This is a genomic window from Bordetella genomosp. 4 (assembly GCF_002261185.1).
Classification (GTDB): domain Bacteria; phylum Pseudomonadota; class Gammaproteobacteria; order Burkholderiales; family Burkholderiaceae_B; genus Bordetella_A.
In genome coordinates, this window is the sequence record NZ_NEVQ01000012.1 from 37,306 (window position 1) to 63,954 (window position 26,649).

The 26,649-nt window shown below is 59.9% G+C and carries 19 protein-coding genes; 12 read left to right on the forward strand and 7 right to left on the reverse strand.

Annotation, left to right across the window (positions count from 1 at the left end; translation table 11 throughout):
- Positions 1-22: 22 nt before the first annotated feature.
- Entirely contained in the window at positions 23-2,794 is a 2,772-nt protein-coding gene (gene mdeB, locus CAL20_RS08095; protein WP_094837595.1) for an alpha-ketoglutarate dehydrogenase, read from the reverse strand.
- Positions 2,795-2,920: 126 nt separating this feature from the next.
- Here mdeB and CAL20_RS08100 point away from each other — a divergent pair, with 126 nt between their 5' ends.
- From CAL20_RS08100 to CAL20_RS08155, 12 genes are all read left to right on the forward strand, one after another.
- The gene (locus tag CAL20_RS08100; protein ID WP_094820319.1) at positions 2,921-3,391 is read left to right on the forward strand and encodes an Lrp/AsnC family transcriptional regulator; all 471 of its coding nucleotides are present in this window, start codon (positions 2,921-2,923) and stop codon (positions 3,389-3,391) included.
- A 77-nt stretch (positions 3,392-3,468) separates the two neighbouring features.
- Positions 3,469-5,616 (forward strand): OPT family oligopeptide transporter, encoded by a 2,148-nt coding sequence (locus tag CAL20_RS08105; RefSeq protein WP_094837596.1) that lies wholly within the window; start codon positions 3,469-3,471, stop codon positions 5,614-5,616.
- A gap of 390 nt (positions 5,617-6,006) precedes the next feature.
- Positions 6,007-8,880, forward strand: a complete 2,874-nt coding sequence (locus CAL20_RS08110) for a 2-oxoglutarate dehydrogenase E1 component (protein ID WP_094820321.1) — start codon at positions 6,007-6,009, stop codon at positions 8,878-8,880.
- Positions 8,881-8,926: 46 nt separating this feature from the next.
- Positions 8,927-10,150, forward strand: a complete 1,224-nt coding sequence (gene odhB, locus CAL20_RS08115) for a 2-oxoglutarate dehydrogenase complex dihydrolipoyllysine-residue succinyltransferase (RefSeq protein WP_094837597.1) — start codon at positions 8,927-8,929, stop codon at positions 10,148-10,150.
- Positions 10,151-10,553: 403 nt separating this feature from the next.
- Positions 10,554-11,981: a dihydrolipoyl dehydrogenase gene (lpdA, locus tag CAL20_RS08120; RefSeq protein WP_094837598.1), complete on the forward strand. Its 1,428-nt coding sequence runs from the start codon at positions 10,554-10,556 to the stop codon at positions 11,979-11,981.
- A 145-nt stretch (positions 11,982-12,126) separates the two neighbouring features.
- Positions 12,127-13,218: a cell division protein ZapE gene (gene zapE / locus CAL20_RS08125; RefSeq protein ID WP_094820324.1), complete on the forward strand. Its 1,092-nt coding sequence runs from the start codon at positions 12,127-12,129 to the stop codon at positions 13,216-13,218.
- Positions 13,219-13,374: 156 nt separating this feature from the next.
- Positions 13,375-13,899 carry a sigma-70 family RNA polymerase sigma factor gene (locus CAL20_RS08130; RefSeq protein WP_094820325.1) on the forward strand — a complete coding sequence of 175 codons (525 nt, stop codon included), beginning with the start codon at positions 13,375-13,377 and terminating at the stop codon, positions 13,897-13,899.
- Positions 13,880-14,887: a FecR family protein gene (locus tag CAL20_RS08135; RefSeq protein WP_094820326.1), complete on the forward strand. Its 1,008-nt coding sequence runs from the start codon at positions 13,880-13,882 to the stop codon at positions 14,885-14,887. The genes CAL20_RS08130 and CAL20_RS08135 overlap by 20 nt, the downstream gene beginning before the upstream one ends.
- A gap of 166 nt (positions 14,888-15,053) precedes the next feature.
- Positions 15,054-17,552, forward strand: a complete 2,499-nt coding sequence (locus CAL20_RS08140) for a TonB-dependent siderophore receptor (protein ID WP_094837599.1) — start codon at positions 15,054-15,056, stop codon at positions 17,550-17,552.
- 109 nt (positions 17,553-17,661) lie between these two features.
- Positions 17,662-17,967, forward strand: a complete 306-nt coding sequence (locus CAL20_RS08145; RefSeq protein WP_373558284.1) for a DUF3649 domain-containing protein — start codon at positions 17,662-17,664, stop codon at positions 17,965-17,967.
- Positions 17,968-18,059: 92 nt separating this feature from the next.
- Complete coding sequence (locus CAL20_RS08150; RefSeq protein WP_094837600.1) at positions 18,060-19,763, forward strand: PepSY-associated TM helix domain-containing protein; 1,704 nt, start codon at positions 18,060-18,062, stop codon at positions 19,761-19,763.
- A complete protein-coding gene (locus CAL20_RS08155) occupies positions 19,760-20,086 on the forward strand; it encodes a DUF3325 domain-containing protein (RefSeq protein ID WP_176456460.1) in 327 nt (108 codons plus the stop codon). The genes CAL20_RS08150 and CAL20_RS08155 overlap by 4 nt, the downstream gene beginning before the upstream one ends.
- 3 nt (positions 20,087-20,089) lie before the next feature.
- Here CAL20_RS08155 and CAL20_RS08160 read toward each other — a convergent pair whose 3' ends face one another.
- From CAL20_RS08160 to CAL20_RS08185, 6 genes are all read right to left on the reverse strand, one after another.
- Entirely contained in the window at positions 20,090-21,589 is a 1,500-nt protein-coding gene (locus tag CAL20_RS08160) for a tripartite tricarboxylate transporter permease (protein ID WP_094820329.1), read from the reverse strand.
- Positions 21,590-21,617: 28 nt separating this feature from the next.
- Positions 21,618-22,085 (reverse strand): tripartite tricarboxylate transporter TctB family protein, encoded by a 468-nt coding sequence (locus CAL20_RS08165; RefSeq protein WP_094837601.1) that lies wholly within the window; start codon positions 22,083-22,085, stop codon positions 21,618-21,620.
- Between the two features lie 17 nt (positions 22,086-22,102).
- On the reverse strand, positions 22,103-23,062 hold the full coding sequence (locus CAL20_RS08170; protein ID WP_094837602.1) for a tripartite tricarboxylate transporter substrate binding protein: 960 nt from the start codon (positions 23,060-23,062) through the stop codon (positions 22,103-22,105).
- A gap of 141 nt (positions 23,063-23,203) precedes the next feature.
- Positions 23,204-24,370: a mandelate racemase/muconate lactonizing enzyme family protein gene (locus CAL20_RS08175; protein ID WP_094820332.1), complete on the reverse strand. Its 1,167-nt coding sequence runs from the start codon at positions 24,368-24,370 to the stop codon at positions 23,204-23,206.
- 44 nt (positions 24,371-24,414) lie between these two features.
- Positions 24,415-25,197: an enoyl-CoA hydratase gene (locus CAL20_RS08180; RefSeq protein ID WP_094820333.1), complete on the reverse strand. Its 783-nt coding sequence runs from the start codon at positions 25,195-25,197 to the stop codon at positions 24,415-24,417.
- Positions 25,187-26,380, reverse strand: coding sequence for a CaiB/BaiF CoA transferase family protein (locus CAL20_RS08185; RefSeq protein WP_094820334.1), 1,194 nt, complete (start codon positions 26,378-26,380; stop codon positions 25,187-25,189). The genes CAL20_RS08180 and CAL20_RS08185 overlap by 11 nt, the downstream gene beginning before the upstream one ends.
- Between the last annotated feature and the right edge of the window lie 269 nt (positions 26,381-26,649).

Genomic DNA, 26,649 nt, shown 5'->3' on the forward strand with positions numbered 1-26,649 from the left:
GCCCGTTGACGATACCGCCGATTCAGCTCAGCCATGGCACGACAGTACGTCGTGTCGTGTTCAACTGGTCCCGCAATTGCTGCCGGGCGGCATCATGGCGCGAGTCCTGCTCGGCGAGCAAATCGAGCGCGTGCAGCGCGATCCAGTCGGCACTGACCTCAAAGAAATCACGCAACCGGGCCCGCGTATCGCTGCGGCCAAAGCCGTCAGTACCCAATGTGCGATACGGGGCCTTGATCCATGCACGGATCTGGTCCGGCACTGCGCGCACATAATCGCTGGCGGCGACCACGGGAACAGTGCCCGGCAGGCATTGTTCCAGCCAGCTTTGCGCGGATGGGCGGTTCAGGCCCAGTACGCGGTCTCGTTCGCAGGCTCGGCCATCGCGGGCCAACTCGGAAAAGCTGGTCACGCTCCAGACTTCGGCGGCGATGCCAAAATCCTGATGCAGCCGCTCGGCAGCGCGCAGAGCTTCGTTGAGCATGGGGCCGGCCGCGAGCAGGCGCACGTGAGGCGGCTCGTCGTTGTCTACGTTGCTTTGCGCCGTCGCAGAGTCCGCCGCAGCAGAGCGGTCCGGCTCGGACCCCGTTGCCAGCTCGTCCCGAGGCATGGCAGTTCGGACTCGATGCATCCCGCGCAGGATGCCCTCGCGGGCGCTATCACCGGGCAGATTAGGCTGAGCGAGGTTCTCGTTGGTGACTGTGACGTAGTAAAACTCGTCGCATTGCTCATCCAGCATGCGCTTCATGCCGTGTTCCAGAATGACGGCGACCTCATAGGCATAGGCCGGATCATAGGCACGGCAGTTCGGGACAGTGGATGCAATCAGATGGCTGGAGCCGTCCTGATGCTGCAGGCCTTCGCCGCCCAATGTGGTGCGGCCCGAGGTAGCGCCGATCAGGAATCCGCGCGCACGTTGATCGGCTGCGGCCCAGATCAGGTCACCGATGCGTTGGAAGCCGAACATCGAGTAGTAAATATAGAAGGGCAGCATCGGCAGGCCATTGACCGAATAGCTGGTGCCGGCCGCCGTCCACGAGGAAATCGCGCCGGCTTCGGTAATGCCTTCTTCGAGGATCTGTCCATCCAGCGCCTCACGGTAATACAGCACCGAGCCGATGTCCTCGGGTTCGTACAACTGGCCCTGCGCGGAGTAAATCCCGATTTGCCGGAACAGATTGGCCATGCCAAAGGTGCGCGCCTCGTCGGCCACGATGGGCACGATGCGCGAACCCAATTGGTCGTCTTTCAATAATCCGCCCAGCATGCGCACGATGGCCATCGTGGACGACATTTCCTTGCCATCGGCCTGCAGCGCAAAACGCGCCCATTGCTCGGTGGCGGGCACGGGCAGGCGCGGCGATTCGGTACGCCGGCGAGGCAGGTGACCGCCCAGGACTGCGCGGCGCGACTGTAAATAGCGCAGCTCGGCGCTGTCTTGAGCGGGTTTATAGAATTTCAACGCCAGACAGTCGGCGTCCGAGATCGGCAGCGCAAACCGGTCGCGAAATGCCAGCAGTGCTTCGTCATCCAGTTTTTTCTGCTGGTGGGTAGTCATTTTGCCCTGGCCGGCCGTGCCCATGCCAAAGCCTTTTTTGGTCTGGGCCAGGATGACCGTGGGCTGGCCGCGATGACGTACCGCGCGATGATAGGCGGCATGGATCTTGACGATATCGTGGCCGCCGCGGCGCAGCCGGTCGATGGCTTCGTCCGACCAATCCGCGACCAGCGCGGCTAACTCGGGGTTTTGATTGAAGAAGTGCGCACGGTTATAGGCGCCGTCATTGGCGGCGAAGGTCTGGAACTGTCCGTCTACGGTGTGGGCAAAGGCGCGTGCCAGCGCGCCATCGGTGTCGCGCGCCAGCAGGGCATCCCAGTCGCCGCCCCACACCAGTTTGATGACGTTCCATCCGGCGCCGGCGTAGAGCGTTTCGAGCTCGTCGATGATGCGGCCGTTGCCGCGCACCGGACCGTCCAGGCGTTGCAGATTGCAGTTCACGACGAACACGAGGTTGTCGAGTTTTTCACGGGCGGCCAGTGTCAATGCGGCGATCGATTCGGGTTCGTCCATTTCGCCGTCGCCGAACAGACCCCAGACCTTGCGGCCGGAGGGCTGCGCGAGTGATCGGTGTTCCAGGTAGCGCATGAAACGGGCCTGGTAGATCGCATTGATCGGCCCGATCCCCATCGACCCGGTGGGGAATTGCCAGAAATCGGGCATGAGCCACGGATGGGGATATGACGACAGCCCACGCAGGCCACGTTCGCGAGCGGTGATCTCCTGGCGGAAATGGGCCAGATCGTCTTCGCTGAGAAAGCCTTCCAGAAACGCCCGGGCATAGACGCCGGGCGCCGAATGCGGTTGCAGGTAGACGAGATCCCCGGCAAACCCCTCGCAGGGCGCGCGAAAGAAATGGTTGAATCCCACCTCGAACAGATCTGCCGCCGAGGCGTAGCTGGCAATGTGTCCGCCCAATTCACCGTGCGCCTGGTTGGCGCGCACCACCATGGCCAGGGCATTCCAGCGGTTGATCGAGGCAATGCGCTCCTCGACCGCCAGATCGCCGGGAAACGGCGGCTCATTGCGCGCCGCGATCGTATTCAAATACGCGCTGCGCGTCTGGCCGCCTGCGCGCACGCCCAGCGCGGCCGCTTGGGCAAGCAGCGCTTCCAGAACATAGGCCGCTCGCTCGATGCCGGCGGTCTGCACCAGCGATAGCAGCGCGTCGCGCCATTCGCTGGTTTCAATGGGGTCGATGTCGCTGGTCTGACGCGTGGCCACTATGTCGAGCATGATGATGAAGTCTCCGTGTAGACGTTCATCCTAGCGCTTTCATCGTGGCATAAGTGATCGAATGTGCGCCTCTAAGCGCACGTTGGCGGCATAATAATCCGCAATTACCAAGTCTTTAGGATAAACATGCCGAACGCATCGCTCGATAGCATCGATCGCCGCATTCTGGGGATCTTGCAAACGGATTCCAGCCTGACCAATGTCGAGTTGGCGCGCCGCGTCCACCTGTCGCCATCGCCCTGCCTGGCGCGGGTCAAGGCCCTCGAGGCGGCTGGCGTGATACGCGGGTATGTGGCGCTGGCCGACCCGCTGCAACTGGGCTTGAGCCTGAATGTGTTCATCCAGGTGAGCCTGGAAAAACAGATCGAGACCGAGCTGGATCGTTTCCAGAACGCCATGGCCGAATGTCCCGAAGTCATGGAATGCTATTTGATGAGTGGCGACGCAGACTATCTATTGCGCGTGGTCGTACCCGATATTCAAGGGCTGGAACGTTTTGTGGTGAGCCGATTGTCGCGGATTCCCGGGGTGCGCAATATCCGATCGGGGTTCGCGTTAAAGCAAGTCAAGTATCAGACCGCGTTACCCTTGGAATAGATTTATTTTCCAAGCAGGGCGGTAGAATCCGCGACACTCTGAAAATCGTTATCTTTTTCGCAAGGACATGTTGACCCATGGCAGAACCTGCGCGCGTTCCTGATTCGATCACGCTGCCCGAACTCACAGTCCGGGGCGTCCTGATCGGCGCATTGATTACCGTAGTGTTCACCGCATCCAACGTGTTTCTGGGCCTGAAGGTCGGATTGACGTTTTCGTCGGCGATTCCGGCGGCTGTCATTTCCATGTCGGTGCTCAGGCTGTTTCGGACTTCTAATATTCTCGAAAACAATATGGTGCAGACGCAGGCGTCGGCCGCGGGCACCTTGTCATCGATCATTTTCATCCTGCCCGCGTTGGTCATGATGGGGCACTGGCACGGGTTTCCTTTCTGGGAAACGCTGGGCATATGCGCCGCGGGCGGCATGCTCGGCGTGATGTTCACCATTCCGTTGCGGCACATCATGGTAGTGCAGAGTTCTCTGCCGTACCCCGAGGGCGTCGCGGCGGCAGAGATCCTGCGCGTGGGTAGCGGGACGGGCGAGGGCGCAGCCCTGGGCGACGATGGTGGCCAGACATCGCCAGGTTCGTCGCCGTCAGGACGTGTCGTGGACGCTCATTCGGCCGCGACGGACGGCGCTGCGCCGGGGGCGAGCCAGACCAAGCCGGCGGCCACGGGCATGGCCGATATTCTCAGCGGGGCTGGCATCGCCGCCGTAGTGAGTTTCGCTTCCAGCGGCCTGCGCGTCCTGGGCGATGCTGTCAGCGTGTGGCCGACGATCGGCGCTGCGGTGTTTCGCCTGCCGATGGGTTTCTCCATGGCACTGTTAGGGGCAGGGTATCTGATCGGTATCGTGGCAGGTCTGGCCATGCTGACTGGCTTGGTGATCGCCTGGGGAATTTCCGTTCCCGTGCTGACTGCCCTGGGCGACCGCCCGGCAGACCTGTCCGTGATGGACTATGCCACCGGACTGTGGAGTTCACAGGTACGTTTTATCGGGGCAGGGGTGATCGGCGTTGGTGCAATCTGGACGCTGGCCACACTTTTTATGCCGATGATGCGCGGTATCAAAACCTCTTTCTCGGCATTCAGCGCGACGCGCAGATCCGAACAAAGTGCTGCATTGCGTACTGAGCAAGATCTGTCCGGGCGTTGGATTGCGATCGTCACCTTGGTGCTGGTGGTGATTCTGGTGGTGACGTTTGCGTCGTTTTTGCGGGCAGAGCCTGTGACCGCCGGCAGTGTAGGGCTGTTGGTGACGCACGCCGTGGCATTTGCCTTTATTTTTGGCTTTCTGGTGGCTGCCGCCTGCGGCTATATGGCCGGCTTGGTGGGATCGTCGACCAGCCCGATTTCCGGGGTGGGCATTGTCGCCATCGTGTTGGTGTCCTTGTTGATGCTGGGTCTGGAGCGCTCGACCGGCTTGCTCGGCAGCCAAGAGGGTGTGCAGATGGCCATCGCGCTGGCGATTTTCACGACCTCTGCCGTGGTCGCTGTGGCGTCGATTGCCAACGACAACCTGCAGGACCTGAAAACCGGCTGGCTGGTCGGGGCTACCCCCTGGCGTCAGCAGGTGGCGCTGTTGATCGGCTGCGTGGTGGGCGCAGCAGTGATTTCCCCGATCCTGGAGTTGCTCTATAACGCCTACGGTTTTGCCGATGCCTTGCCGCATGCCGGCATGGACCCCGACCAGGCATTGTCGGCGCCGCAGGCGACCTTGATGTTGGCCATCGCGCGCGGGATTTTTACCCATCAGCTGAACTGGGCCATGATCCTGATCGGTATGGCAGTGGGCGTGGGGTTGATCGTAGTGGACGGCATTCTGAAGCGTACCTGCCGGGTCGCCCGGATGCCGGTGCTGGCGGTAGGGATCGGGATTTACCTGCCTCCGACGGTCAGTGCCCCGCTGGTCGTGGGGGCGTTGCTCGCCTGGTTGATCGAGCGGGCGCTGCGCCGCCGGGCAGAGCAGGCCGGGCAGCCTTATGACCGCTATGCTGCACTGCCGAATCGGCGCGGTACCTTGCTGGCGTCGGGCCTGATCGTCGGCGAAAGCCTGGTTGGGGTGTTGATGGCGGCCATCATCGGGGCCTCGGGCAGCGAGGCGCCCCTGGCCCTGGCAGGAACGGATTTCGCGCCGATCGCAAACTGGCTGGGACTGGCGGTGTTCGCCGGTGTGGCGGTACTCTTCTACCGACGTATCGTGTCGGCAGGACGAGTGTCATAAAAGGGCGGAAAAATAGCGTAACAGGATGCCATCAGTGCGGCCAGATCGTGCAAATGGCGTTTCCCGTGATGGCTCCGTGGTTTTCACGTCACAGCTTGGCCAGGACTTTTCCCAAAACCGGATGAAGGAGACTTCGAGCGTATAGCCGGCATCATGACGGATGTTGGCGGGAACTTCTCAACTATCCCAGTCTGTGGCCTCGCCCGGGCGCAGATGGGTCGTGCCGCAATGCGGCAAGACAGGTGCAATCCCGGGGAGTATACTTTTGCGCCATAGGCTTTCAGGGCTTGTACGTGCCTTCTGCCCCTGCTATCCGCTAACGGGAAGCCCGTGTCGCGGAAGGTTTTCCTGCATCGTATCGAGTGAAGCACTCGCAAGGTGAAGCAATATATGTCTTCCGAATCAGAATCTCTGTCCACCTCATATCTATTTGGTGGCAATGCCCCTTACGTCGAAGAGCTGTACGAGGCGTATCTGGACAACCCGGGCTCTGTGCCCGATAACTGGCGCGAGTATTTCGATCAGTTGCAGCATTCCCCTGCAACCGATGGCCAGGAAACGACGCGCGACCGCGCACATGCCCCCATCGTCGAGTCCTTTGCTCAGCGCGCCCGCAACAATGGGTTCGTGCAGCAAGTCTCCGCCCAACCCGATCTGTCGATCGCCAGCAAACAGGTTTCGGTGCAGTCGCTGATCGGCGCCTATCGTTCGCTGGGCTCGCGCTGGGCCGATCTGGACCCGCTCAAGCGCCAAGAGCGTCCGCCGATCCCCGAGCTGGATCCCTCGTTCTACGGCCTGACCGAGGCCGATCTGGACCAGACCTATTCGGCCACCAATACCTACTTCACGACCGCCAGCACCATGACGCTGCGCGACATCCTGAAGGCGCTGCGCGACACTTACTGCCGCAGCATCGGTGCCGAATACACCCATATATCTGATCCCGCCGCCAAGCGCTGGATCCAGGAACGCCTGGAAAAGACCTTCGGCGCGGCCTCGTATAGCAACGAAGAAAAGCGTCACATCCTGCAGCAGCTGACCGAATCCGAAGGTCTCGAGCGTTTCCTGCACACCAAGTACGTGGGCCAGAAGCGCTTTTCCCTCGAAGGCGGCGAAAGCTTCATCGCCTCGATGGACGAGGTGGTCAACCACGCTGGCGAATCCGGTGTTCAGGAAATCGTGGTCGGCATGGCTCACCGTGGCCGTCTGAACCTGCTGGTCAACATCATGGGCAAAATGCCCGGCGACCTGTTTGCCGAGTTCGAAGGCAAGCATGCCGAAGGCCTGACCGATGGCGACGTGAAATACCACAACGGTTTCTCCAGCGATCTGTCCACGCGCGGCGGCCCAGTTCACCTGTCGCTCGCGTTCAACCCGTCTCACCTGGAAATCGTCAACCCCGTGGTCGAGGGTAGCGCCCGTGCCCGCCAAGAGCGCCGCGGTGACCCTGAAGGCAAGCAAGTCTTGCCGGTGCTGGTGCACGGCGACGCGGCCTTTGCCGGCCAGGGCGTTGTGATGGAAACCCTGAACCTGGCGCAAACGCGCGGCTACGGTACGGGCGGCACGCTGCACATTGTCATCAACAACCAGATCGGTTTCACCACCTCCGACCCCCGCGATACGCGTTCGACGCTGTATTGCACCGACGTGGTCAAAATGATCGAAGCCCCGGTATTCCACGTCAACGGCGATGATCCCGAGGCAGTCGTGTTCGCAACCAAGCTGGCGCTGGACTACCGTATGCAGTTCCACCACGATGTGGTGCTGGATATTGTTTGCTTCCGCAAGCTCGGCCACAACGAGCAAGACACGCCGGCATTGACCCAGCCCCTGATGTACAAGCGCATCGGCCATCACCCCGGCACGCGCAAGCTGTACGCCGACAAGCTCACCTCGCAAGGTGTGCTGGCCGAGGGCGAAGCCGACCAGATGGTCAAGGACTACCGTCAGCTCATGGAAGACGGCCAGCGCACGATCGAGCCTGTGCTGACCGACTACAAGAGCAAGTACGCGATCGACTGGTCGCCGTTCCTGGGTGCAAAATGGACCGATCAGGCCGACACCGCAGTGCCGCTGGCTGAGTTGAAGCGCATCGGTGAGCGCATCACCACGGTTCCGGACAGCTTCACGCCCCACCCGCTGGTCAAGAAACTGCTGACCGAGCGCCGCAAGATGGCCGAGGGCGAGCAGAACCTCGACTGGGGCATGGGCGAGCATCTGGCCTTCGCCACCTTGGTCGCCTCGGGCTATGCCGTCCGTATCACCGGCCAGGATTCGGGCCGCGGTACGTTCACGCACCGTCATGCCGTGCTGCACGATCAAAACCGCGAGCGTTGGAATGATGGCACCTATGTGCCGCTGCAAAATGTCTCCGATGGCCAGGCGCCGTTCACGGTGATCGACTCGGTGCTGTCCGAAGAAGCCGTGCTCGGTTTCGAATACGGTTATTCGTGCGCAGAGCCGAACACGCTGACCATCTGGGAAGCCCAGTTCGGTGACTTCGTCAACGGCGCTCAGGTCGTGATCGACCAGTTCATCAGCTCGGGCGAAGCCAAATGGGGCCGCCAATCGGGTCTGACGCTGATGCTGCCGCACGGCTACGAGGGCCAGGGCCCCGAGCACTCGTCGGGCCGTATCGAACGTTTCCTGCAGTTGTGCGCGGACAACAACATCCAGGTGGTTCAGCCCACGACCGCCTCGCAGATTTTCCATCTGCTGCGCCGTCAGATGATCCGCCCGTTCCGCAAGCCTCTGGTGATCTTTACGCCGAAGTCGCTGCTGCGTAACAAGGATGCAGGCTCGCCTCTGACCGAGTTGGCCGGCGGCAGCTTCCGTCCGGTGATCGGCGAGCTGGACGACACGATCGACGCGAGCAAGGTCAAACGCGTGCTGGTGTGCTCGGGCAAGGTCTATTACGACTTGGTCAACGCTCGCACGGAGCGCGATGCCAAGCACGTCGCAATTGTTCGCATTGAGCAGCTGTATCCCTTTGCCCACAAGGCTTTCGAAGCCGAACTGCGCAAGTACGCTAATGCAACTGAAGTGGTCTGGGTGCAAGACGAGCCTCAGAACCAAGGTCCGTGGTTCTATGTTCAGCATCATCTCTACGAGAATATGGCCGACGGTCAGAAACTCGGCTATGCCGGTCGCCCGGCTTCGGCGTCGCCTGCGGTAGGCTACCTGGCCAAGCACCAGGAGCAACAGAAAGCATTGGTCGAACAGGCTTTTGCCGCGAAATACAAAGGCTTCATGCTGACTAAGTAACTCAGCCGCCGATAACGAATCTCTCTATATTTAGGAACCTATTACCATGGCTATTACTGACGTTGTTGTCCCCCAGTTGTCCGAATCCGTGTCGGAAGCAACGCTGCTCACCTGGAAAAAACAGGCTGGCGCTGCTGTCGAGGCAGACGAGATCCTGATCGAGATCGAAACCGACAAGGTGGTGCTGGAAGTGCCGGCTCCGGCATCGGGCGTGCTGGCTGAAATCGTGGAAGCCGATGGCGCCACGGTGGCGTCGGGCCAACTGATTGCCAAGATCGACACGGCTGCTCAGGCTGCCGCTGCCCCGGCTGCTGCTCCCAAGGCTGAAGCCGCTGCGCCCGCCGCCGCTCCGGCAGCTCCCGCTGCTGCTGCGCCGGCTTCGTCGGGTTCGGCAGGCATTGCTTCGCCGGCCGCTTCCAAGATTCTGGCCGAGAAAGGCGTGGACGCTGCCAGCGTGGCTGGCACGGGCCGTGACGGTCGTGTGACCAAGGCTGATGCTCAAGCCGCCAGCGCTGCGCCGGCCAAGGCCGCTGCCGCTGCACCGGCACCGACGACGTTGTCGCTGGACGGCCGTCCGGAACAGCGCGTGCCGATGAGCCGCCTGCGCGCTCGCATTGCAGAGCGTCTGCTGCAGTCGCAACAAGAAAACGCCATTTTGACCACGTTCAACGAGGTCAACATGCAGGCTGTGATCGATCTGCGCAACAAGTACAAGGAAAAGTTCGAGAAAGAGCACGGCGTCAAGCTGGGCTTCATGTCGTTCTTCGTCAAGGCTGCTGTTGCCGCCCTGAAAAAGTACCCGCTGATCAACGCGTCGATCGACGGCAAGGACATCATCTATCACGGCTACTTTGACATCGGTATCGCGGTGGGCAGCCCCCGTGGTCTGGTGGTGCCGATCCTGCGCAACGCGGATCAGCTCTCGCTCGCCGAGATCGAAAAGACGATCGCCGATTTCGGTAAGCGCGCTGCCGAAGGTAAGCTGGGCATCGAAGAAATGACCGGTGGCACGTTCTCGATTTCGAACGGTGGTGTGTTTGGTTCGATGTTGTCGACGCCGATCATCAACCCGCCGCAATCGGCCATTCTGGGCGTGCACGCTACCAAGGAGCGTCCGGTCGTTGAAAAGGGCCAGATCGTGATTCGTCCGATCAATTACCTGGCGCTGTCGTATGACCATCGGATTATTGATGGCCGCGAAGCGGTGTTGGGCTTGGTTGCGATGAAGGACGCGTTGGAAGATCCGCAGCGTTTGTTGTTGGATCTGTAATTTCTAGCGTTGAATAGTTTGACGGGCGTGAGGATGGGTTCTTCTGTCGCGATGTGCCGGGGCCAAGAGGCTTCGGTGCGGCGGACCCGTTCGGCCGGTCTGGCCGCCTGCGCGGCCAGACTCCCCGTCGCCTACCTCGTCAGGCGGGGCGGCTGGGCAAACTCGCTCCGCTTCGCTACGCTCAAACATGCCCAGCCGACTTCCCCCCGCCTTCCTTCGGTAGCGCTCGGCGGCCTCAACGGGCCCGCCGCACCGAAGCCTCCTGGCCCCAGCACATCGCTGGCGTTCATGACTCATCTGCATCTGCTCGCCTTTGAAGAGGCAGGCTGTACTTCTGATGCAATGTGCTCTGTGGTGTTTACATCGGCTGGCGCTTCTTTAATTCCCCAATTTCGAGATCATTATGTCCAAACAATTTGACGTTGTTGTCATCGGTGCTGGCCCCGGCGGTTATATCGCGGCGATTCGTGCTGCGCAGTTGGGCAAGTCCGTTGCTTGCATTGACGCATGGCAAAACGGCCAAGGCGGCCCGGCGCCCGGCGGTACTTGCACGAACGTGGGCTGCATTCCGTCGAAGGCGTTGTTGCAGTCGTCGGAGCATTTTGAACAGGCCAACCATCACTTTGCCGAGCACGGTATCGAAGTCAAAGGCGTCAGCCTGAAGCTCGATACGCTGATTGGCCGCAAGAACACGGTGGTCAAGCAGAACAACGACGGCATCCTGTATTTGTTCAAGAAGAACAAGGTCACGTTCTTCCATGGCAAGGGTGCGTTTGCTGGTCAAGTCGATGGCGGTTACGCGATCAAGGTCACCGGCACGGCCGAAGAAGACCTGGTTGCCAAGCACGTGATCGTGGCAACAGGTTCGTCGCCTCGCGAGTTGCCGGGCCTGCCGTTCGATGAAAAGGTCGTGTTGTCCAATGACGGCGCGCTGAATATCGATGCTGTGCCGAAGAAACTCGGCGTGATTGGCGCCGGCGTGATCGGCCTGGAGCTGGGCAGCGTGTGGCGCCGCCTGGGTGCGGAAGTCACCGTCCTCGAAGCGATGCCTGATTTCCTGGCGGTTGCCGATCAGCAAGTCGCCAAGGAAGCCCTGAAGGTGCTGACCAAGCAAGGTCTGAACATTCAGACCGGCGTGAAAATCGGCGAGGTTAAGGCGACGGCGAAATCGGTGAACGTATCGTATGTGGATGCCAAGGGCGCCGAGCAAAAGCTGGCGGTGGACAAACTGATCGTGTCGATCGGGCGTGTGCCGTACACCGGTGGTTTGAACGCCGAGTCCGTGGGCCTGAAACTGGACGAGCGCGGCTTCATCGCTGTTGATGACGACTGCAAGACCAACTTGCCCAACGTGTGGGCAGTGGGTGATGTGGTGCGTGGTCCGATGTTGGCGCACAAGGCCGAAGAAGAAGGCGTGGCGGTGGCCGAGCGTATCGCCGGTCAGCATGGCCATGTGAATTTCGCGACGGTGCCGTCGGTGATCTACACCTCGCCGGAAATCGCCTGGGTGGGCAAGAACGAACAGCAACTCAAGGCCGAAGGCCGCGAGTACAAGGCGGGCAGCTTCCCCTTTATGGCGAACGGCCGTGCGCGCGCGTTGGGTGATACGACGGGTTTTGCCAAAGTGATTGCGGACGCCAAGACCGATGAGGTGTTGGGTGTGCATATCATTGGCCCGATGGCATCGGAACTGATTTCCGAAGCCGTGACCATCATGGAATTCCGTGGTGCGGCCGAGGATATCGCGCGTATCTGCCACGCTCACCCGACGCTGTCGGAAGCCGTGAAAGAAGCGGCTCTGGCGGTGGACAAGCGCACACTGAATTTCTGATTCTGAGCGATGCATCGATGAGCGCCGGGCTATGACGGCTCGGCGCGATGGTGTCCCATTACCGGTAGTGCATGCGATAGATTGCCGGATGAACAGTACGAGGCGGTTGAACCGCCTTTTTTCTTTTTAGGTTTGCAGCTGCGATATGAACGTCCGCGAATACTATGAACAATCCCTGGCGGAGCGGGGGTATCAACCTGATGTGGCGCAAAAGCAAGCCATTGACCGATTACAGGCTTATTACGACGACTGGGTGCGTTTCAAGGCCCTGCGCTCGAATGCGTTAAAGAAGTTATTGAACCGGCCCGATGTCCCGCGCGGCGTGTACCTGTGGGGCGGAGTGGGGCGCGGTAAAAGTTTTTTGATGGACGCGTTTTACGCCACGGTACCAGTGGTTCGTAAAACACGGCTGCACTTTCACGAGTTCATCCGTGGCGTGCATCGCGAACTGGAAAACGTCAAAGGGATGCAAGATCCCCTGGACGAGGTAGCGCGCCGTGTGGCCAAGCGCTATCGCTTGATCTGTTTTGACGAGTTTCATGTGTCGGATGTGGCCGATGCCATGATCCTCTATCGCCTGTTGCTCAAACTATTCGAGTACGGCACCTCGTTTGTGATGACGTCCAACTATGAGCCGTCGACCTTGTATCCGGACGGGCTGCATCGAGATCGGATTTTGCCGGCAATCGAGTTGATCCAGAAACGCATGGACGTCTTGAACGTGGATGCGGGGATTGATTACCGGCGCCGTTCGCTGGAGCAGGTGCAGTGCTATCACTCGCCGCTGAATGAACAGTCCAAAGCCGCTTTGCAGGATGCTTTTGATCGACTGGCCGATACGCCGCCGCAAGAGCCCGTGTTGCATATCGAGCACCGCGAGCTGCGCGCGCAGGCGCTGGCCGGGTCTGTGGTGTGGTTCGATTTTGCAACGCTATGCGGCGGTCCGCGCTCGCAGAACGATTACCTGGAATTGGCCAGCCGTTTTCACGCGGTGATTTTGTCGGATGTGCCGCGCATGGGGCCGCGCCAGGCGTCCGAGGCTCGCCGGTTTACCTGGCTGATCGACGTGTTCTATGACCACAAGATCAAGCTGATCATGTCGGCGGAATGCGAGCCCGAGGATCTCTACACCGAAGGCGCATTGGCCAACGAGTTTCACCGCACCGTGTCGCGCATCCTGGAAATGCAGTCGCGCGAGTATCTGGAATCCGAGCGCCGTTTGACGGTAGGGCTGTAAAAAGCACGACCGATCGCATCAGAGGGGATGGCTGGGTGACGTGTTGTTGTGCTAACACGTCACGGCCCGGGCGCACCGGCACTCGCTTGTAATCCTGATTGATAATAATAGTAGTTATCAATTACCATCGCGGTTTGCGCTTTTTTTCCGCCCGCCGTGAAAACCTCCATACCGAGCGTGGCCGTCGCGCCCGCGGCGGCGCCCATTGACGATCTGTACCGCGATCACCAGCCTTGGTTGTTCCGATGGCTGCGGGGCAAACTGGGCAATCCTTTCCGGGCAGAGGACCTGACTCAGGACGTATTTGTGCGGGTCATCGCCGCCCGCAAGCAAGTCCGCGCCGAGCAGGCACGCCCATTTTTGCGCACGATTGCGCAGGGCTTGTTGATCGATCATTACCGTCGCGCCGGCTTGGAGCAGGCGTATCTCGATTATCTGGCCGCCCAGCCGGAATCCCACCAACCCTCCGCAGAAACGCGCGCGGCCGTTTTGCAGCAGATCGAAATGCTGGATAGGATGCTGGCGGATCTGCCCGACAATGTGCGCCGGGCATTTGTGATGGCTCAGATTGACGGCTTGAGCTACACCGAGATTGCCGAGCGGCTCGAGGTGTCCGTGAGTTCGGTACAGCAATATATGACCCGTGCGTTGATGGCCTGCTATGTCTGCATCCAGGATTGACACGGAGAAAGACCCCATTGCCCAGGCCGCCATAGCGTGGTGGATCGAGCTGCAGTCGGGCGAGGGCGGCGCGGCCGCATTGGATGCCTGTCGGCAGTGGCGGGCAGCAGATCCGCGTCACGAGCATGCCTGGGCGCGCTTAGAGAGCTTCGCGCATGCGGTGCGGGATGTTCCATCGGACTTCGCGCATACGCATTTGGTCGGCGCAGCGACGGCGCGACGACGCAGTCGTTCACACGGACAGCAGCGGCGCGCCTTGCTCAAGGGGATGGCCGCTGTGGCTGTTTTAGGCGGCACGGGCGCCGCCGCGTACGAGTGGACACCTTGGCAGCGCTTGGTCGCGGATTACAGTACACGGGTTGGCGAACGCCGCCGTGTTCTGTTGCCGGACGATATTCGGATGGATTTGGCCAGCGATACGGCGGTGTCATCGGCGTTTCACGACGGGCGGCGTGAGCTCACGTTGTGGCGAGGTGAAATGGGTGTTGCCGTCCGTTGTGATCGCGGCGTCTCTCCTTTGGTGGTCAACGTCGACGGTAGTCGAGTGGAAGTGGACAACGCGCATTTTTCGTTGTGGCGCCAGGCGTCGGAGATGCGCGTCGATGTTTACGAGGGCTCGTTGCGCGTCAGTGCGCAGGATAGCGAGCCTCGCGTGCTGGCTGCGGGTGCAGCCTTGTATCGCAAGGCCGGCTCGTGGCATGAGGCGGCGGCGCAGAACAACCGTGCAGCCTGGATGGACGGACTACTCGTCGCGAATGGCGACCGATTGGCCGAGGTGGTCGCCCAGTTGGCGCGCTATCGTCACGGGATGCTATCGGTCAGTCCGGAGGTGGCTGATTTATCGGTATCTGGCGTATTTCCGTTGGACGATACTGATGGCGCCTTGAACATGTTGCAGCACGTACTGCCAATCACGATCAAGCGCTGGGGGCGGTGGTGGGTGAGGATCGATGGGGCTGAGGGACCCGCTCGGCAACGCAGTGCGTAGATCGCTGCCCGTGCTTCCAAAATTACTTTTTGTTGCTATTCAGTCGTCTTATCGCCTGCAGGTGTCGCGTGCTCGTGCGGAATGGCTTTTGTGACCCATTCATTTCCGCAGGAGTGTTGCCTTGTCTTTTCTAGCATCCTTGTTCTCATCCCGGGCGGTTCGTTGCATGAGCGCTTGCCATGGCATACGAGACGGCCGGCAGCCCGCCGCATTGCCCGCGCTGGTATTGGCGTTGGCGAGCGCTGGGTTGGTGTCGGTGCCTGCGGCCGTATGGGCACAGGCGGCTGCACAGCCACGCCAGTCGGCGGCTGGCGTACGCAGCGTCTCCGTACCTGCGGGTCCGCTGGGCCAGGTGTTGACCGCCTTTGCGCGGCAGGCCGGCGTGTTGATTTCATTCGATACCGGCCTGGTATCGGGATTGAGTGCATCGGGGTTGCAGGGCAGCTATTCTGCCGGCGACGGCTTTCGCGCCATCTTGCGGGGGACGGGCCTGGAGGCCTATCCCGGAACGGGCGGCTGGCATTTGCGGCGCGCGCCGTCGACCGCTGGCGATACGGTGAGCCTGGCTCCCGTGGTGGTGCAAGGACAGAGTGAGACCGGCACGGGCCAGACGTATGGCGTGGTTTCGACCGTCGCGTCTACTGGCACCAAGACGGACACGCCGTTGTTGGAAACGCCACAGTCTATTTCGGTGATTACGCAGGCACAGATCGCTCAACAAGGCGCAAACACGTTGAACCAGGTGCTTCGTTATACGCCTGGCGTAGCGGTGGAAACGCGGGGAGCCACCGCAACTCGATTGGATCAGTTCACGATCCGGGGCTTTTCTGCCACGACCTATCTGGATGGTCTGCGCGTGTTCGGCGGCCGGGACGCCTTGCCGCAGGTAGACGCCTATCGCCTGGAACGCGTCGATGTCCTGAAAGGTCCTTCTTCCGTCATGTACGGCCAAGGCGGCCCCGGCGGTGTAGTGAACCAGGTCAGCAAACGGCCGGTGGCGGGGCAAGTCAACGAGGTCGGCTCCGAGTTTGGTACCAACGCGCTATTGCGCGGCATGGCTGACGTGGGCGGCAGCCTGAACGACGACGGCACCTTGCTATATCGCGTGGTCGGTGCTGGCTACAAGGCCAATGGACAATTGCACGATACCAAAGAGCGCCGCTATTACGTGTCGCCTATGTTCTTGTGGCAGCCTACAGCAGACACGCGCCTGACCGTGTTGACGCATTTCCAGCGTGATCCGGATATGGGGGCGTACGGTGCGTTGCCCGCGATGGGGACCGTCCATGCGTTACCGGATGGCAGCCGTTTCTCACGCAGTTTTTATGACGGGGATAAGGGCTTCGAGCGCAGCGACCGCAAGCATTATTCCGTGGGCTACGAATTCGAACATCGCTTTAACGACACCTTTAAAGCGACGCAGAAATTGCGCTACGTGCATGCCGATGCCGAATATCGCAGTATCTACAACAGCGGCTGGGCAGATCCCGGCACCTATCGTTACCTCAAGCGCGGCCTGACCGGGACCGACGTGAAGTTCGATGCGCTGACGCTGGACAACAACGTGCTGGCGAACTTCTCGACAGGGCCTTTCGACCACACGGCCTTGCTGGGCTTTGATTATCAACGTGTCAAGACGGATACCTTGTCAGCATCCGCCACCGGCGACTTCCTGAATCTGGATACCTGGAACCCTAATTACGACATGGGCTTCACCATGCCGGCTTTCACCAACGATCAGACCCAGACTCAATATCAAGCCGGTCTGTATTTCCAGGACCAAATCAAGCTGGACCGCTTGTCGTTATTGCTCGGCGGCCGTTATGACTGGGCGCGCACCAACACCAATGCGACCAATCTGAACACGGGCGTGCGCACGCATACGCCTCAGCGCGCCCAGGCTTTTACCGGCCGTGCGGGGCTGCTGTATTTGTTCGACAATGGCGTGGCACCGTACTTCAGCTATTCGCAGTCGTTCGAGCCGCAAAACGGGACGGGCTGGGATGGCGCGCCCTTTGATCCCGTCGAGGGCGAGCAATATGAACTCGGCGTGAAATATGAACCGCCCGGCTCACGGACTTTGTTGACGGCCGCGATTTACGATTTACGCCGCAAGAATCTGACCACCACGGACCCTGACCCTACTCATATCTGCAGCGGCGGGCGCTGCAGTATTCAGGCGGGGGAGGTCCGCACACGAGGTCTGGAACTTGAAGCCAAGACCGAGCCCGTCGAGGGCTTGAGCGTGATTGCCTCGTACAGCTGGATGCATAACGCCTATACCAAAGATAATCCCAATGCCGCAGGTGTCAGCCTGAAGGGCACACAACCAGCCGGCGTGCCCAAGCACCAAGCCTCGGCATGGGTGCACTATGAAATGCAAAGCGGGCCGCTGGCCGGTTTGGGGGTAGGCGCTGGCGTACGCTATCTGGGCGAAACCTGGGGCGATGCCAACAATACGTTCAAGGTATCCAGCGCCACACTGTTCGACTTGGGACTGGACTACGACCTGGGCCGCTATCAACCGGCGCTGAAAGGCTGGCAAGTCAGCCTGAACGTCGCGAACGTCTTTGATAAACGTTATGTGGCCTCGTGCCTGAGCGAGGCTTGGTGCTGGTACGGCTACGACCGCACAGTGAAGGCCGCGGTGCGCTATCGCTGGTAATCCCGAGGCGGGGCCTGCGCTCCACGATGGTTTTCATCCTGGAGCGCAGGCCCCCGTTTTTTCTCGTAATGATTATAATTCTCAAATTATCGAGTTCGCAGGATTCGCAGTGAAACCTATTCCCGGCGCCGGCCTGGCGCGTTATCGATGGGCAGTCGCCTCACGCATTATCGCTGCGGTGTTTGGCGGCTATGCGTTGGCCTCGGCTACGGCCGCCAGTCTGGCCGTGTGGTTGCCCATGGCGCGCATCGATGCCGTTGTGACGGCGGGCATGCTTGCATTCGTCGCCTATACGGTTGCCGTCATGTGGGTGTTTGCTGCTCGTAATACGTGGCGCGCATGGGCCGGGATTATCGTGCCGACGGTGTTGCTGGCAGGGCTGTTCTGGCTCAACGGGTTGACGGGGGCCGCATGACAAACGCCTCAAAATCCAGCGTCGCTCATGCCGCGTCCCAGGCGACGCCAGACAGCTCGGTCTCGTCCAAGGCTTTCGCGAAGTCGAAATCAATGCATTCTCCTTCGGAACAGGGTGAAGGCTTTCGGCAGGCGATGGCGTGGCTGCACACCTGGGCCGGCTTGGTGTTCGGGTGGATCTTGTTTGCGATGTTCCTGACCGGCACGTTGGCATTTTTCCGGCCCGAAATCACCACGTGGATGCAGCCGGAGGTGCCAGCACAGCATCGGGTATTACCCGCAGATCAGGCCGCCGATATGGCGCAGCGCTATCTGACCCAACACGCGCCGGACGCCTCGCGCTGGTTTATCGATCTGCCCTCGACACGCGAACCTTACCTGAGTTTGTTGTACCAAATCCCCAAGCCAGCGCCGGGCGAACGGGGGTTCAAACGCGTGACGCTCGATCCCGCGACCGGCCAGGAAATCAAAGCCCGTGAAACGCGCGGCGGCGATTTTTTATATCGCTTTCATTTCGAATTGGAAATGGCTCGTCCGTGGGGGCGTTGGCTGGCCAGTATCGCGGGGATGTTCATGCTGGTGGCCATCATCAGCGGCATCGTGACGCACAAGAAAATCTTCAAAGACTTCTTTACGTTCCGGCCTGCCAAGGGCGGGCAGCGCGCGTGGATGGACGGACACAACGCCTTGTCGGTGTTGGGGCTGCCATTTCATCTGATGATTACGTTCAGTGGGCTGCTGCTCTTTGTGGTCATGCTGTTACCTGCGGGGATTTCGGCCGCCTATGACACGCCACGCGCGTATTTTGACGAGCGGTTCCCTGGCTCGCCTCAGCAGCGTCCGGTCGACGGCCAGGCCGATCTGTTGCCGCTGGGTTCGCTGGTGGCACAGGCAACCTCGCTCTGGCAGGGCGGCAGGGCGGGACGCGTGGTGGTGACGAATCCCGGCAAACAGAACGCGATGGTGTCGGTGTCTCGAGACTCGGGCGAACGCGTGTCGTATGGCCGCAATGCTCCCAGCATGCAATTCAATGGAGTCGATGGTGCGCTGCTATCGCGGCACGATAACGACAGTGCTGCGATGACGACCGCCGACACGATCCTCGGCTTGCATCTGGGCTTCTTTGCTGCGCCGTTGCTGCGGTGGCTGTATTTTCTGGTCAGCCTGGCCGGGACGGCGATGGTCGGCAGCGGTCTGGTGTTATGGGTTGCGAAACGTCGTCAGAAAGCCGGCGCCGCGGCACAGCAGAAGTTTTCGCTGCGTCTGGTCGATGCCTTGAACGCCGCCAGCATCGCCGGTTTTTGTCTGGCGGTGGTGGTGTATTTCTGGGCGAACCGCTTGGTGCCTGCTGATGTGGCCGGACGTGGCAGCTGGGAAACTCGCGCATTCTTCATCGCCTGGGGCTTGAGTTTTGCCTATGCCTTCGCATTTCGTGCACGTAAGTGGATGGATTTGTTGTCATTGACGGCAGTGTTGGCTCTCACACTGCCTGTGTTGAATGCTTTGACGACGGACCGGCATTTAGGCGTGTCCTTGCCTGCAGGCGACTGGGTCATGGCTGGCTTTGACCTGACCTCGCTGGCTGCGGCGGCTTTGCTCGGCTGGATGGCGCACAAGTCGCGCAAGGCGTATCAGAAAAGCAAGACGGCATTGGCGCGTCCGCTTCCGCCGACTAGAGAGGCCGTTCGGTCCAGCACGGCACATCCGACCACCTCATCTTCAAACGTTGGCATCGCGCACATGACTGCTGCCACCTCAGTCACCGCCGGCTGTACCGTTAATGAGGTGACGTCATGATGAGCATTGCCGCTTTCTGCCTGGCTTATGCCGGATTCTCCGCGTTGTGTCTGGCTATGGATCGCCACTACGAGGACGTGTTCGACCGCGAATTGCCGCGCCGTCATCGAACGCCGTTGCGTATTGTCGGTTGGACCGCACTCGCGTTGTCGCTATGGGCGTCGGCCGCGGTATGGGGTTGGTCCTATGGCACCGTGGAATGGATCGGTATCTTGAGCTTCGCAGGCTTGCTTCTGATCTGGTTCGTCAGCTATCGGCCTGTCGCTGCACTCTCGGCCGGGGGACTATGCGCGGCGGCGGCACCCGTGTTGGCTTTTTTCTGATCCTTAAGTCCCGTTCGATTTCCGTTTCCGGCATTTCGATATCAGGGGAAAGAGCACCACTGACGCGGCCAACAGGAAGAATGCCAGCGAGATGGGGCGCTCGAAGAACACGCCCAGTCCGCCTTCGGACAGGATCAATGTTCGCCGGACATTGTTCTCCAGCATGGGACCGAGCACTACTCCCAATACCAGCGGGACTGCAGAATACTCCAGCTTTAGCATCAGATAGCCCAGCACGCCTGCGCCCAAGGCCAGCAGGACATCGGACATCGAATAATTGATCGAAAAAACACCGAACAAAATCATGCCGATCACAACGGGGTAGAGCAGGGCCGTAGATACGAACACCACACTAGCCAGCAGAGGAATCATCAGCAGCGTCAGGAACAACAGCATGACGTTGCCCACCCAGAAACTGCCGAACACCGTCCACACAAAATCCGGATTGTTCGTGAACAGCAATGGCCCCGGCTGCAGGCCCAACATCAGGAGTCCTCCCAGCATGATGGCTGTCGTCGCCGAGCCAGGAATGCCCAGTGTGAACATAGGCACCATGGACACATAGGCCGCGCTGTTGTTTGCAGCCTCAGGGGCCGCAACGCCTTGCATGGCGCCTTTGCCAAACTCTTCTGGTGTGCGCGATACCTTTTTCGCAGCGGCGTAGGCCAGCATCGTGGCCGCCGTCGCACCCACACCAGGCAGCACGCCCACGAGAAAACCCATGATGGATCCTAGTACCACCGCACCTTTGCAGCGGATCATGTGGCTCACACGGGGCAGTAACGAGCGCAATGAATAACTGGCTGCAGCCCGGGTGCTTTCTGTCTTTTCCGAAAGGTTGAAAAATATCTCCGCGAGCCCGAATATGCCGACAGCAATGATGGTGAAGTCCACTCCATCAAGCAGGTCCATAGATCCCAGGGTATAGCGTGGCGGTCCCGAGATGGGGTCCATGCCTATCATACCGATCCAGATACCTAGAAACAGCGCAGTGAACCCTTTGATGATGTTCCGTCCGCCCAGCACGCTCACCAGCGAAAAGGCTAGCACCATGACGGCCGTCATTTCGGTTGGTCCAAATTCAATGGCTACGCGCGCGATTGCCAATGCCAGCAGCGCCATGACCAGCAGACCGAATATGCCGCCGACGAACGAGGAAAACACACTGATGCCTAACGCCTCGCCCGCCTTGCCTTGTTTGGCCATCGCGTAGCCATCCAAGACGGTCATGACCGATGCGGATTCACCGGGGATCCCTAGCAGGATGGAGGTAACAGCGCCACCAAACATGGCGCCGTAATAAATCCCGCCCAAACCGGCAATGGCTTCGACACCGCCAAAGCCGACTGCCACGGGCAGCATGATCGCTACACCGGCCGCGGGGCCTAAACCCGGCAACACACCGACGAGCAATCCGATCAAGACACCGATCAGCGTGGCAGTCAGCACCGACCATGACAGCGCGTTGACTATCCCTTCGAGTAGCAGGACGATGGAGTCCATGTTGTTCCCTCATCTAATGTGCGTACAGTCAGATTCCCAACAATCCTTTGGGCAAGGGCACGCCAAGATACACGCCGAATGCCAGTTCGCCGGCGACCGGAAACAGCACTGCCGTTGCGACGATTTTTGCCGTGAAAACCCGGTCCCAACGCGGGCGGATTATCCAGCCTATGGCAAACACCAATGCCGCGCATGCCAGCATCATGCCCAACGGTTCAGCCAGAAATACAAAGGCCACTAGGGCACCCGTGAGGGCCACCGGTTTGATCAGGCTGGGCAATGCGATTTCCTGAGTCAGTTTTTCCTTGCACACAACACTGCGCACGAAATTCACCATGCTCAGCCCTGATATGGCTAATCCCACCCATAACGGAAAAAAACCTGCGCCAGGATTGCCATCGCTCATATAGCCATAGGAGGGCGCGAAATATGCAATGCTCAACCCCAACAGAAACAAGAACATTGCAAAAACACGATCGAGTGTTTCGATTTTCATGATCGGCGTTCCGGTAGTTATTTGATGATGTCCAGTTCCTTCATGATGGCGACATAGCGCTGATTGGTTTGCTGGATCAGCGCCGCAGTCTGTTTCGCGTCTTCGTAGCGCGGTTCGTCCTTGTAGCGGTCCAGATAGCGCTCTTTCCACTCTTTGCTCTCTGCGACTTTACGCAGCACGTTTTCCCAGTACGCGACGACCTCCGGTTTGACGCCCTTGGGCATCACGACGCTGCGCAGCATGGTGTGTTCGATGTCGTAGCCTTGTTCCTTGAACGTCGGGACATCAGGCATCGAGGACAGCCGTTGCCCTGCGCTCACTGCCAGGGCGCGCATAGTGCCAGCCTCGATCTGAGGCATGATTTCGCTGGGATTGCCAAACATGAAATCGATATGCTTGCCCAATACTCCCGTTGTGATTTCCCCTTCGCCATCGAAGGGCACTACGTCTACTTTGACCTTCATCTGCTTGCTTACCATGTCCGCCAGCAGCCGAGCGTCCGAGACCACGCCTACCGTGCCCGTAGTCAGCCGTTTGGATTGGGCCATGTCTTTCAGCGATTGATAAGGCGAGTCGCTCTTTACCGCCAGCACATACGGCGACATGGAAATCGCCGCAATAGGCGTGAAATCATCTTGTTTGAACGGCGCCCTGCCCAGCAGCGGCGTCGTGAAAAAACTCACGCTGACCGTTGCCATCGTGTATGGGTCGCCCTTGCGGCGCGACGCTTCCTTGTAACCGCGCGCACCGCTGCTGCCCGGCAGATTTTCATACATGAAATCCACCGGTACGAGTTTAAGGTCCTTGATGACCGAGCCGATCGTGCGAGCCAGCACATCGCTGCCCCCTCCCGCACCAAACGGAATGATCATGCGGATGTTCTTTTCTGGATACTCCGCATTGGCCGAGGCCGGTGCAGACAGTAGTGCAAGCGCTGCGCAGGCCGTCGCCAGGCGGGCGGCGATAGAGATATTCATTTGTCTTCCTCCAGGATGTATCCGGTGCCATGGACCGGATTTTGTTTTGCTGCCGGAACTGCCTTGCGGTAAAGGTGCTCGTGGGCGAGCAGTCAACTGCAGGCCCGATGTGAGTCTTTGTAGAACTGCGGAAACTGGGGGCTATATCGCCGGGATGGCCTCGCGCAGCAGATATCCGTGGCTATCGCGCCCTTCGAATCGGCTTTGAGACGGGTCCGTGATACGGGCCGCGTCCAACGCATCGTAGTTAGGTGTAAATCCCAATCCAGGCTTGCCCGATAAGGTCATGCGGCCGTTCACGGGGTCTGGGGTGCCGTAAAAGAAATGCTTGCCCGTTTGCCACATCCCGTAATGGAATTCGACCGGTCCGCCATTCATCAGACCGCACAGTAGATGCATATTGAAAATTGGCCAGCCACCACCGTTGGCCATGGGCAGGTTGTAGGCCTGCGCCAGATGCGCCACCTTCAGCGATTCGGTATAGCCGCCGTTATAGAGCACGTTAGGTTGCAAGACATCTACCGCATGATGCGAGACCAGTTCGCGATAGCGCCAACGATGGCCTTCCATTTGTCCGGCGGCAATGGGTATTGAAGTATTGGCCCGCAGGTCTGCCAGTGCACGAGCATCATTTTGCTGGATAGGCTCTTCGAACCACATCAGTTCGCAGTCCTCGATCGCGCGGCACAGCAAGCGCGCCTCATAGGGATTGAACCAGCAATTGGCGTCTATCATCAGTGCCGCGTCCGACCCTATGGCCTCGCGTGCGGCGTGCACGCGCCGAACGTCGTCGCGCCACGTGCGCGAGGGTTCTCCACCGACCACCATCTTCAGCATCGTGTGGCCATCGTCGATGAATTTGCGCGCGTAGTCAGCGAGCTGCCTTTCATCAAAAAACGGATAGCCAAAGGTCGCATAAGTCGGCGCCCAATTCCGAAATCCGCCCAGCAGCTCATGCACAGAGCGCGACTCTTGCTTGCCGCGCAAATCCCATAGCGCAACGTCAATGGCCGACAGCGCATTGGAAATCACGCCGGTATAGGCGCGGCTGTTCAGCTGTTTCCACACGTGCGCGTGAATCGCTTCGGTGTGCAATGCGTCACGTCCCTTCAGCGCTGGTGCGAGATGATTTTCTATGCAGGCGATGACGGCCCACGGCAGGATCGAACCTGTGATACCAAACCCGCTCTGGCATTCGTCGGTCGTGACTTCGACAAAGACGAACATGCGGCTCTCGATCGATTTGCCGATATCGGGCAGGTCGATCTCATGCCGATGCAGCGTGGCGGTGATTTTTTCTATCTTCACCTTCTGTCTCCTCTTTCCGGTTGCCGGCCGTCGCCGGACGAAGATCAGCGGCCAGCGAATACGGGCGGCCGTTTGTCCCGGAATGCCGCCTGGCCTTCTTTGTAGTCCTGGCTGGCAAAGCACATGCGCAGTGCTTGTTGGCAGGCTTCGTCGCCGTACTTGCCTGGCTCGACGGCTTCGTCGATGGCCATCTTGCTGGCGCGCAGACTCAGCGGCGCCAGGCTCGCCATCCTGGTGACGAGTTCCAGTGTTTCGGCCTCGTCACGCACATCGTTGACCAGGCCTATCTTCAACGCTTGGGCTGCATCGTATCGGCGGGCCGTGAACATGATCTCCTTTGCCACGGCAGGTCCCACGAGCGATGACAACCGTTTAAGCCAAGCAGGGTAATAGCCCACCCCCAGCTTTGCTGCGGGAATGCTGAAGCTCGCATCAGGCGTCGCGAAACGCAGATCGCAATGCAATGACAGTCCGACACCCCCCCCAAAACATAATCCGCGGATCAGCGCCACGGTGGGCTTGCCCAATCGGACCAGGCGGTCTGCCGCGGCTACCACTGTGTCGTTCCACAGTTTCACGCCGGCTTCGGTGCTGCGACGTTCGCCGAATTGCGAGATATCCGATCCCGACGAAAAGGCTTTTTCGCCTGCGCCGCGCAGTACTACTACACGTACATCGGTATCAGCGTCTGCCTGTTCAATTAGCCCGGGCAATGCCGCCCACATGTCGAACGTCATCGCGTTATGCCGCGTGGGATGATCAATGGACAGTGTGGCCACACCACCTTCCTTTTGATAACGCAGCGCGGGAGTGTGCTCAGATGACATGCTGGTTCCTTAGCGTCTGGAGTTCGGACGGCTCTATGCCCAGTCCTTGCAGAATCTCGGTATTGTGTTCGCCCGGCATGGGCGCAACCGTGCGCAACGTCGGTTGGTAACGGCTGCTCTTGATGGGCTGGCCAACCAGCTGGATATCGCCGAGTTGGGGGTGCCGTACCGGCCACGCGATACCCAGATGCTGCACTTGCGGATCGGCAAAAGCCTGATCCACCGTGTTGACCGCGCCACAAGCCAGGCCGGCTGCGTTGAGTTTTTCGATCCAGTATTCACGAGGCTGCTGGACAAAGATCGCGTTGATTTCCTGATTGAGTGCTTCGCGATTGATGGATCGGTCCCGGTTGGTACGGTATTTCGGGTTGTCCAGCCACTGCGGCTTGTCCAGCGCCTTGCACAGGCGTTCCCACATCAGCTGACCGGGCACCTGCAATGTCATCGGACCGTTCTGAGCGGTGAACAAGCCTGTCGGAATGATGGTGGGATGATTGTTGCCCGCCTGCGCCGGGACTTCGCCTGCCACGAGCCAACGGGCGGCCTGCAGGTCCAGGATTGCCAACTGGGCCTCCAACAATGAGGTCTGCACCCATTGGCCGACACCCGTGCGTTCGCGATCCAGCAGTGCGATCAAAATACCGATCGAGCAATACAGGCCGGCCGTCGTGTCGGCGATGGCAATGCCTGCGCGCACAGGTCCGGATTCGGGCAGTCCGGTGACTGACATCAATCCGCCCATGCCTTGCACAATTTGGTCATAGCCAGGACGTTTGGCATAGGGACCATCCTGGCCAAAACCCGAAATGCTCGCGTAGACCAGACGAGGGTTGATCTGCCGCAGTGTGTCGTAATCGATGCCGAGTCTATGTTTGACGTCGGGCCGGTAGTTTTCCACGATGACGTCGGCGTTTTGCACCAGTTTTTCGAGCACAGCCCGTCCTTCGGCACTCTTCAGATTGAGCGTGAGGCTCTTCTTATTGCGCTGCAGATTCTGGTAGTCGGGGCCCAGTCTCATCCCTCCCATCTCTGTTTCGGTGGCAGGGTTGACGGGCTCTTCGATTTTGATGACTTCCGCTCCCCAGTCTGCCAATTGGCGTACGGCCGTCGGGCCGGCGCGTACCCGGGTCAGATCGATGACCCGGTAGGGCGACAAGGGCAGCGAGTGTTGCGTGTCAGACATGGGCGAGTGCTCCTCTCATGACGTGGCGGGCCCATCCTTACCGCGAGGCGATGGGCCAGGCGAGAGCCGGGCCCTACGGGCACGGCCAGTTTTTGCTCTTGTTTTGTGAATCCATCGTATGAAGCCATCGAAAAAGTGTCAACACTTTTATTTAAATCGAATACGATAATTTGAAATTTGTCTTCGATTTGGGTCGATCAGACCGCGCACAGGTACAATTTGCCGTCATAATCGCCTTGTCGCAGCGACACGTCCTGCTCACTTTTTCG

Excerpts from the sequence above, each read along its gene's own strand:
- CAL20_RS08105 (WP_094837596.1), top strand. The coding sequence starts at position 3,469 with ATGGCAGAACCTGCGCGCGTTCCTGATTCGATCACGCTGCCCGAACTC.
- CAL20_RS08180 (WP_094820333.1), bottom strand. The coding sequence starts at position 25,197 with ATGTCATCTGAGCACACTCCCGCGCTGCGTTATCAAAAGGAAGGTGGT.
- CAL20_RS08100 (WP_094820319.1), top strand. The coding sequence starts at position 2,921 with ATGCCGAACGCATCGCTCGATAGCATCGATCGCCGCATTCTGGGGATC.
- CAL20_RS08185 (WP_094820334.1), bottom strand. The coding sequence starts at position 26,380 with ATGTCTGACACGCAACACTCGCTGCCCTTGTCGCCCTACCGGGTCATC.
- CAL20_RS08110 (WP_094820321.1), top strand. The coding sequence starts at position 6,007 with ATGTCTTCCGAATCAGAATCTCTGTCCACCTCATATCTATTTGGTGGC.
- CAL20_RS08140 (WP_094837599.1), top strand. The coding sequence starts at position 15,054 with ATGAGCGCTTGCCATGGCATACGAGACGGCCGGCAGCCCGCCGCATTG.
- zapE (WP_094820324.1), top strand. The coding sequence starts at position 12,127 with ATGAACGTCCGCGAATACTATGAACAATCCCTGGCGGAGCGGGGGTAT.
- CAL20_RS08160 (WP_094820329.1), bottom strand. The coding sequence starts at position 21,589 with ATGGACTCCATCGTCCTGCTACTCGAAGGGATAGTCAACGCGCTGTCA.
- CAL20_RS08165 (WP_094837601.1), bottom strand. The coding sequence starts at position 22,085 with ATGAAAATCGAAACACTCGATCGTGTTTTTGCAATGTTCTTGTTTCTG.
- odhB (WP_094837597.1), top strand. The coding sequence starts at position 8,927 with ATGGCTATTACTGACGTTGTTGTCCCCCAGTTGTCCGAATCCGTGTCG.
- CAL20_RS08135 (WP_094820326.1), top strand. The coding sequence starts at position 13,880 with ATGTCTGCATCCAGGATTGACACGGAGAAAGACCCCATTGCCCAGGCC.
- mdeB (WP_094837595.1), bottom strand. The coding sequence starts at position 2,794 with ATGCTCGACATAGTGGCCACGCGTCAGACCAGCGACATCGACCCCATT.
- lpdA (WP_094837598.1), top strand. The coding sequence starts at position 10,554 with ATGTCCAAACAATTTGACGTTGTTGTCATCGGTGCTGGCCCCGGCGGT.
- CAL20_RS08150 (WP_094837600.1), top strand. The coding sequence starts at position 18,060 with ATGCATTCTCCTTCGGAACAGGGTGAAGGCTTTCGGCAGGCGATGGCG.
- CAL20_RS08155 (WP_176456460.1), top strand. The coding sequence starts at position 19,760 with ATGATGAGCATTGCCGCTTTCTGCCTGGCTTATGCCGGATTCTCCGCG.
- CAL20_RS08170 (WP_094837602.1), bottom strand. The coding sequence starts at position 23,062 with ATGAATATCTCTATCGCCGCCCGCCTGGCGACGGCCTGCGCAGCGCTT.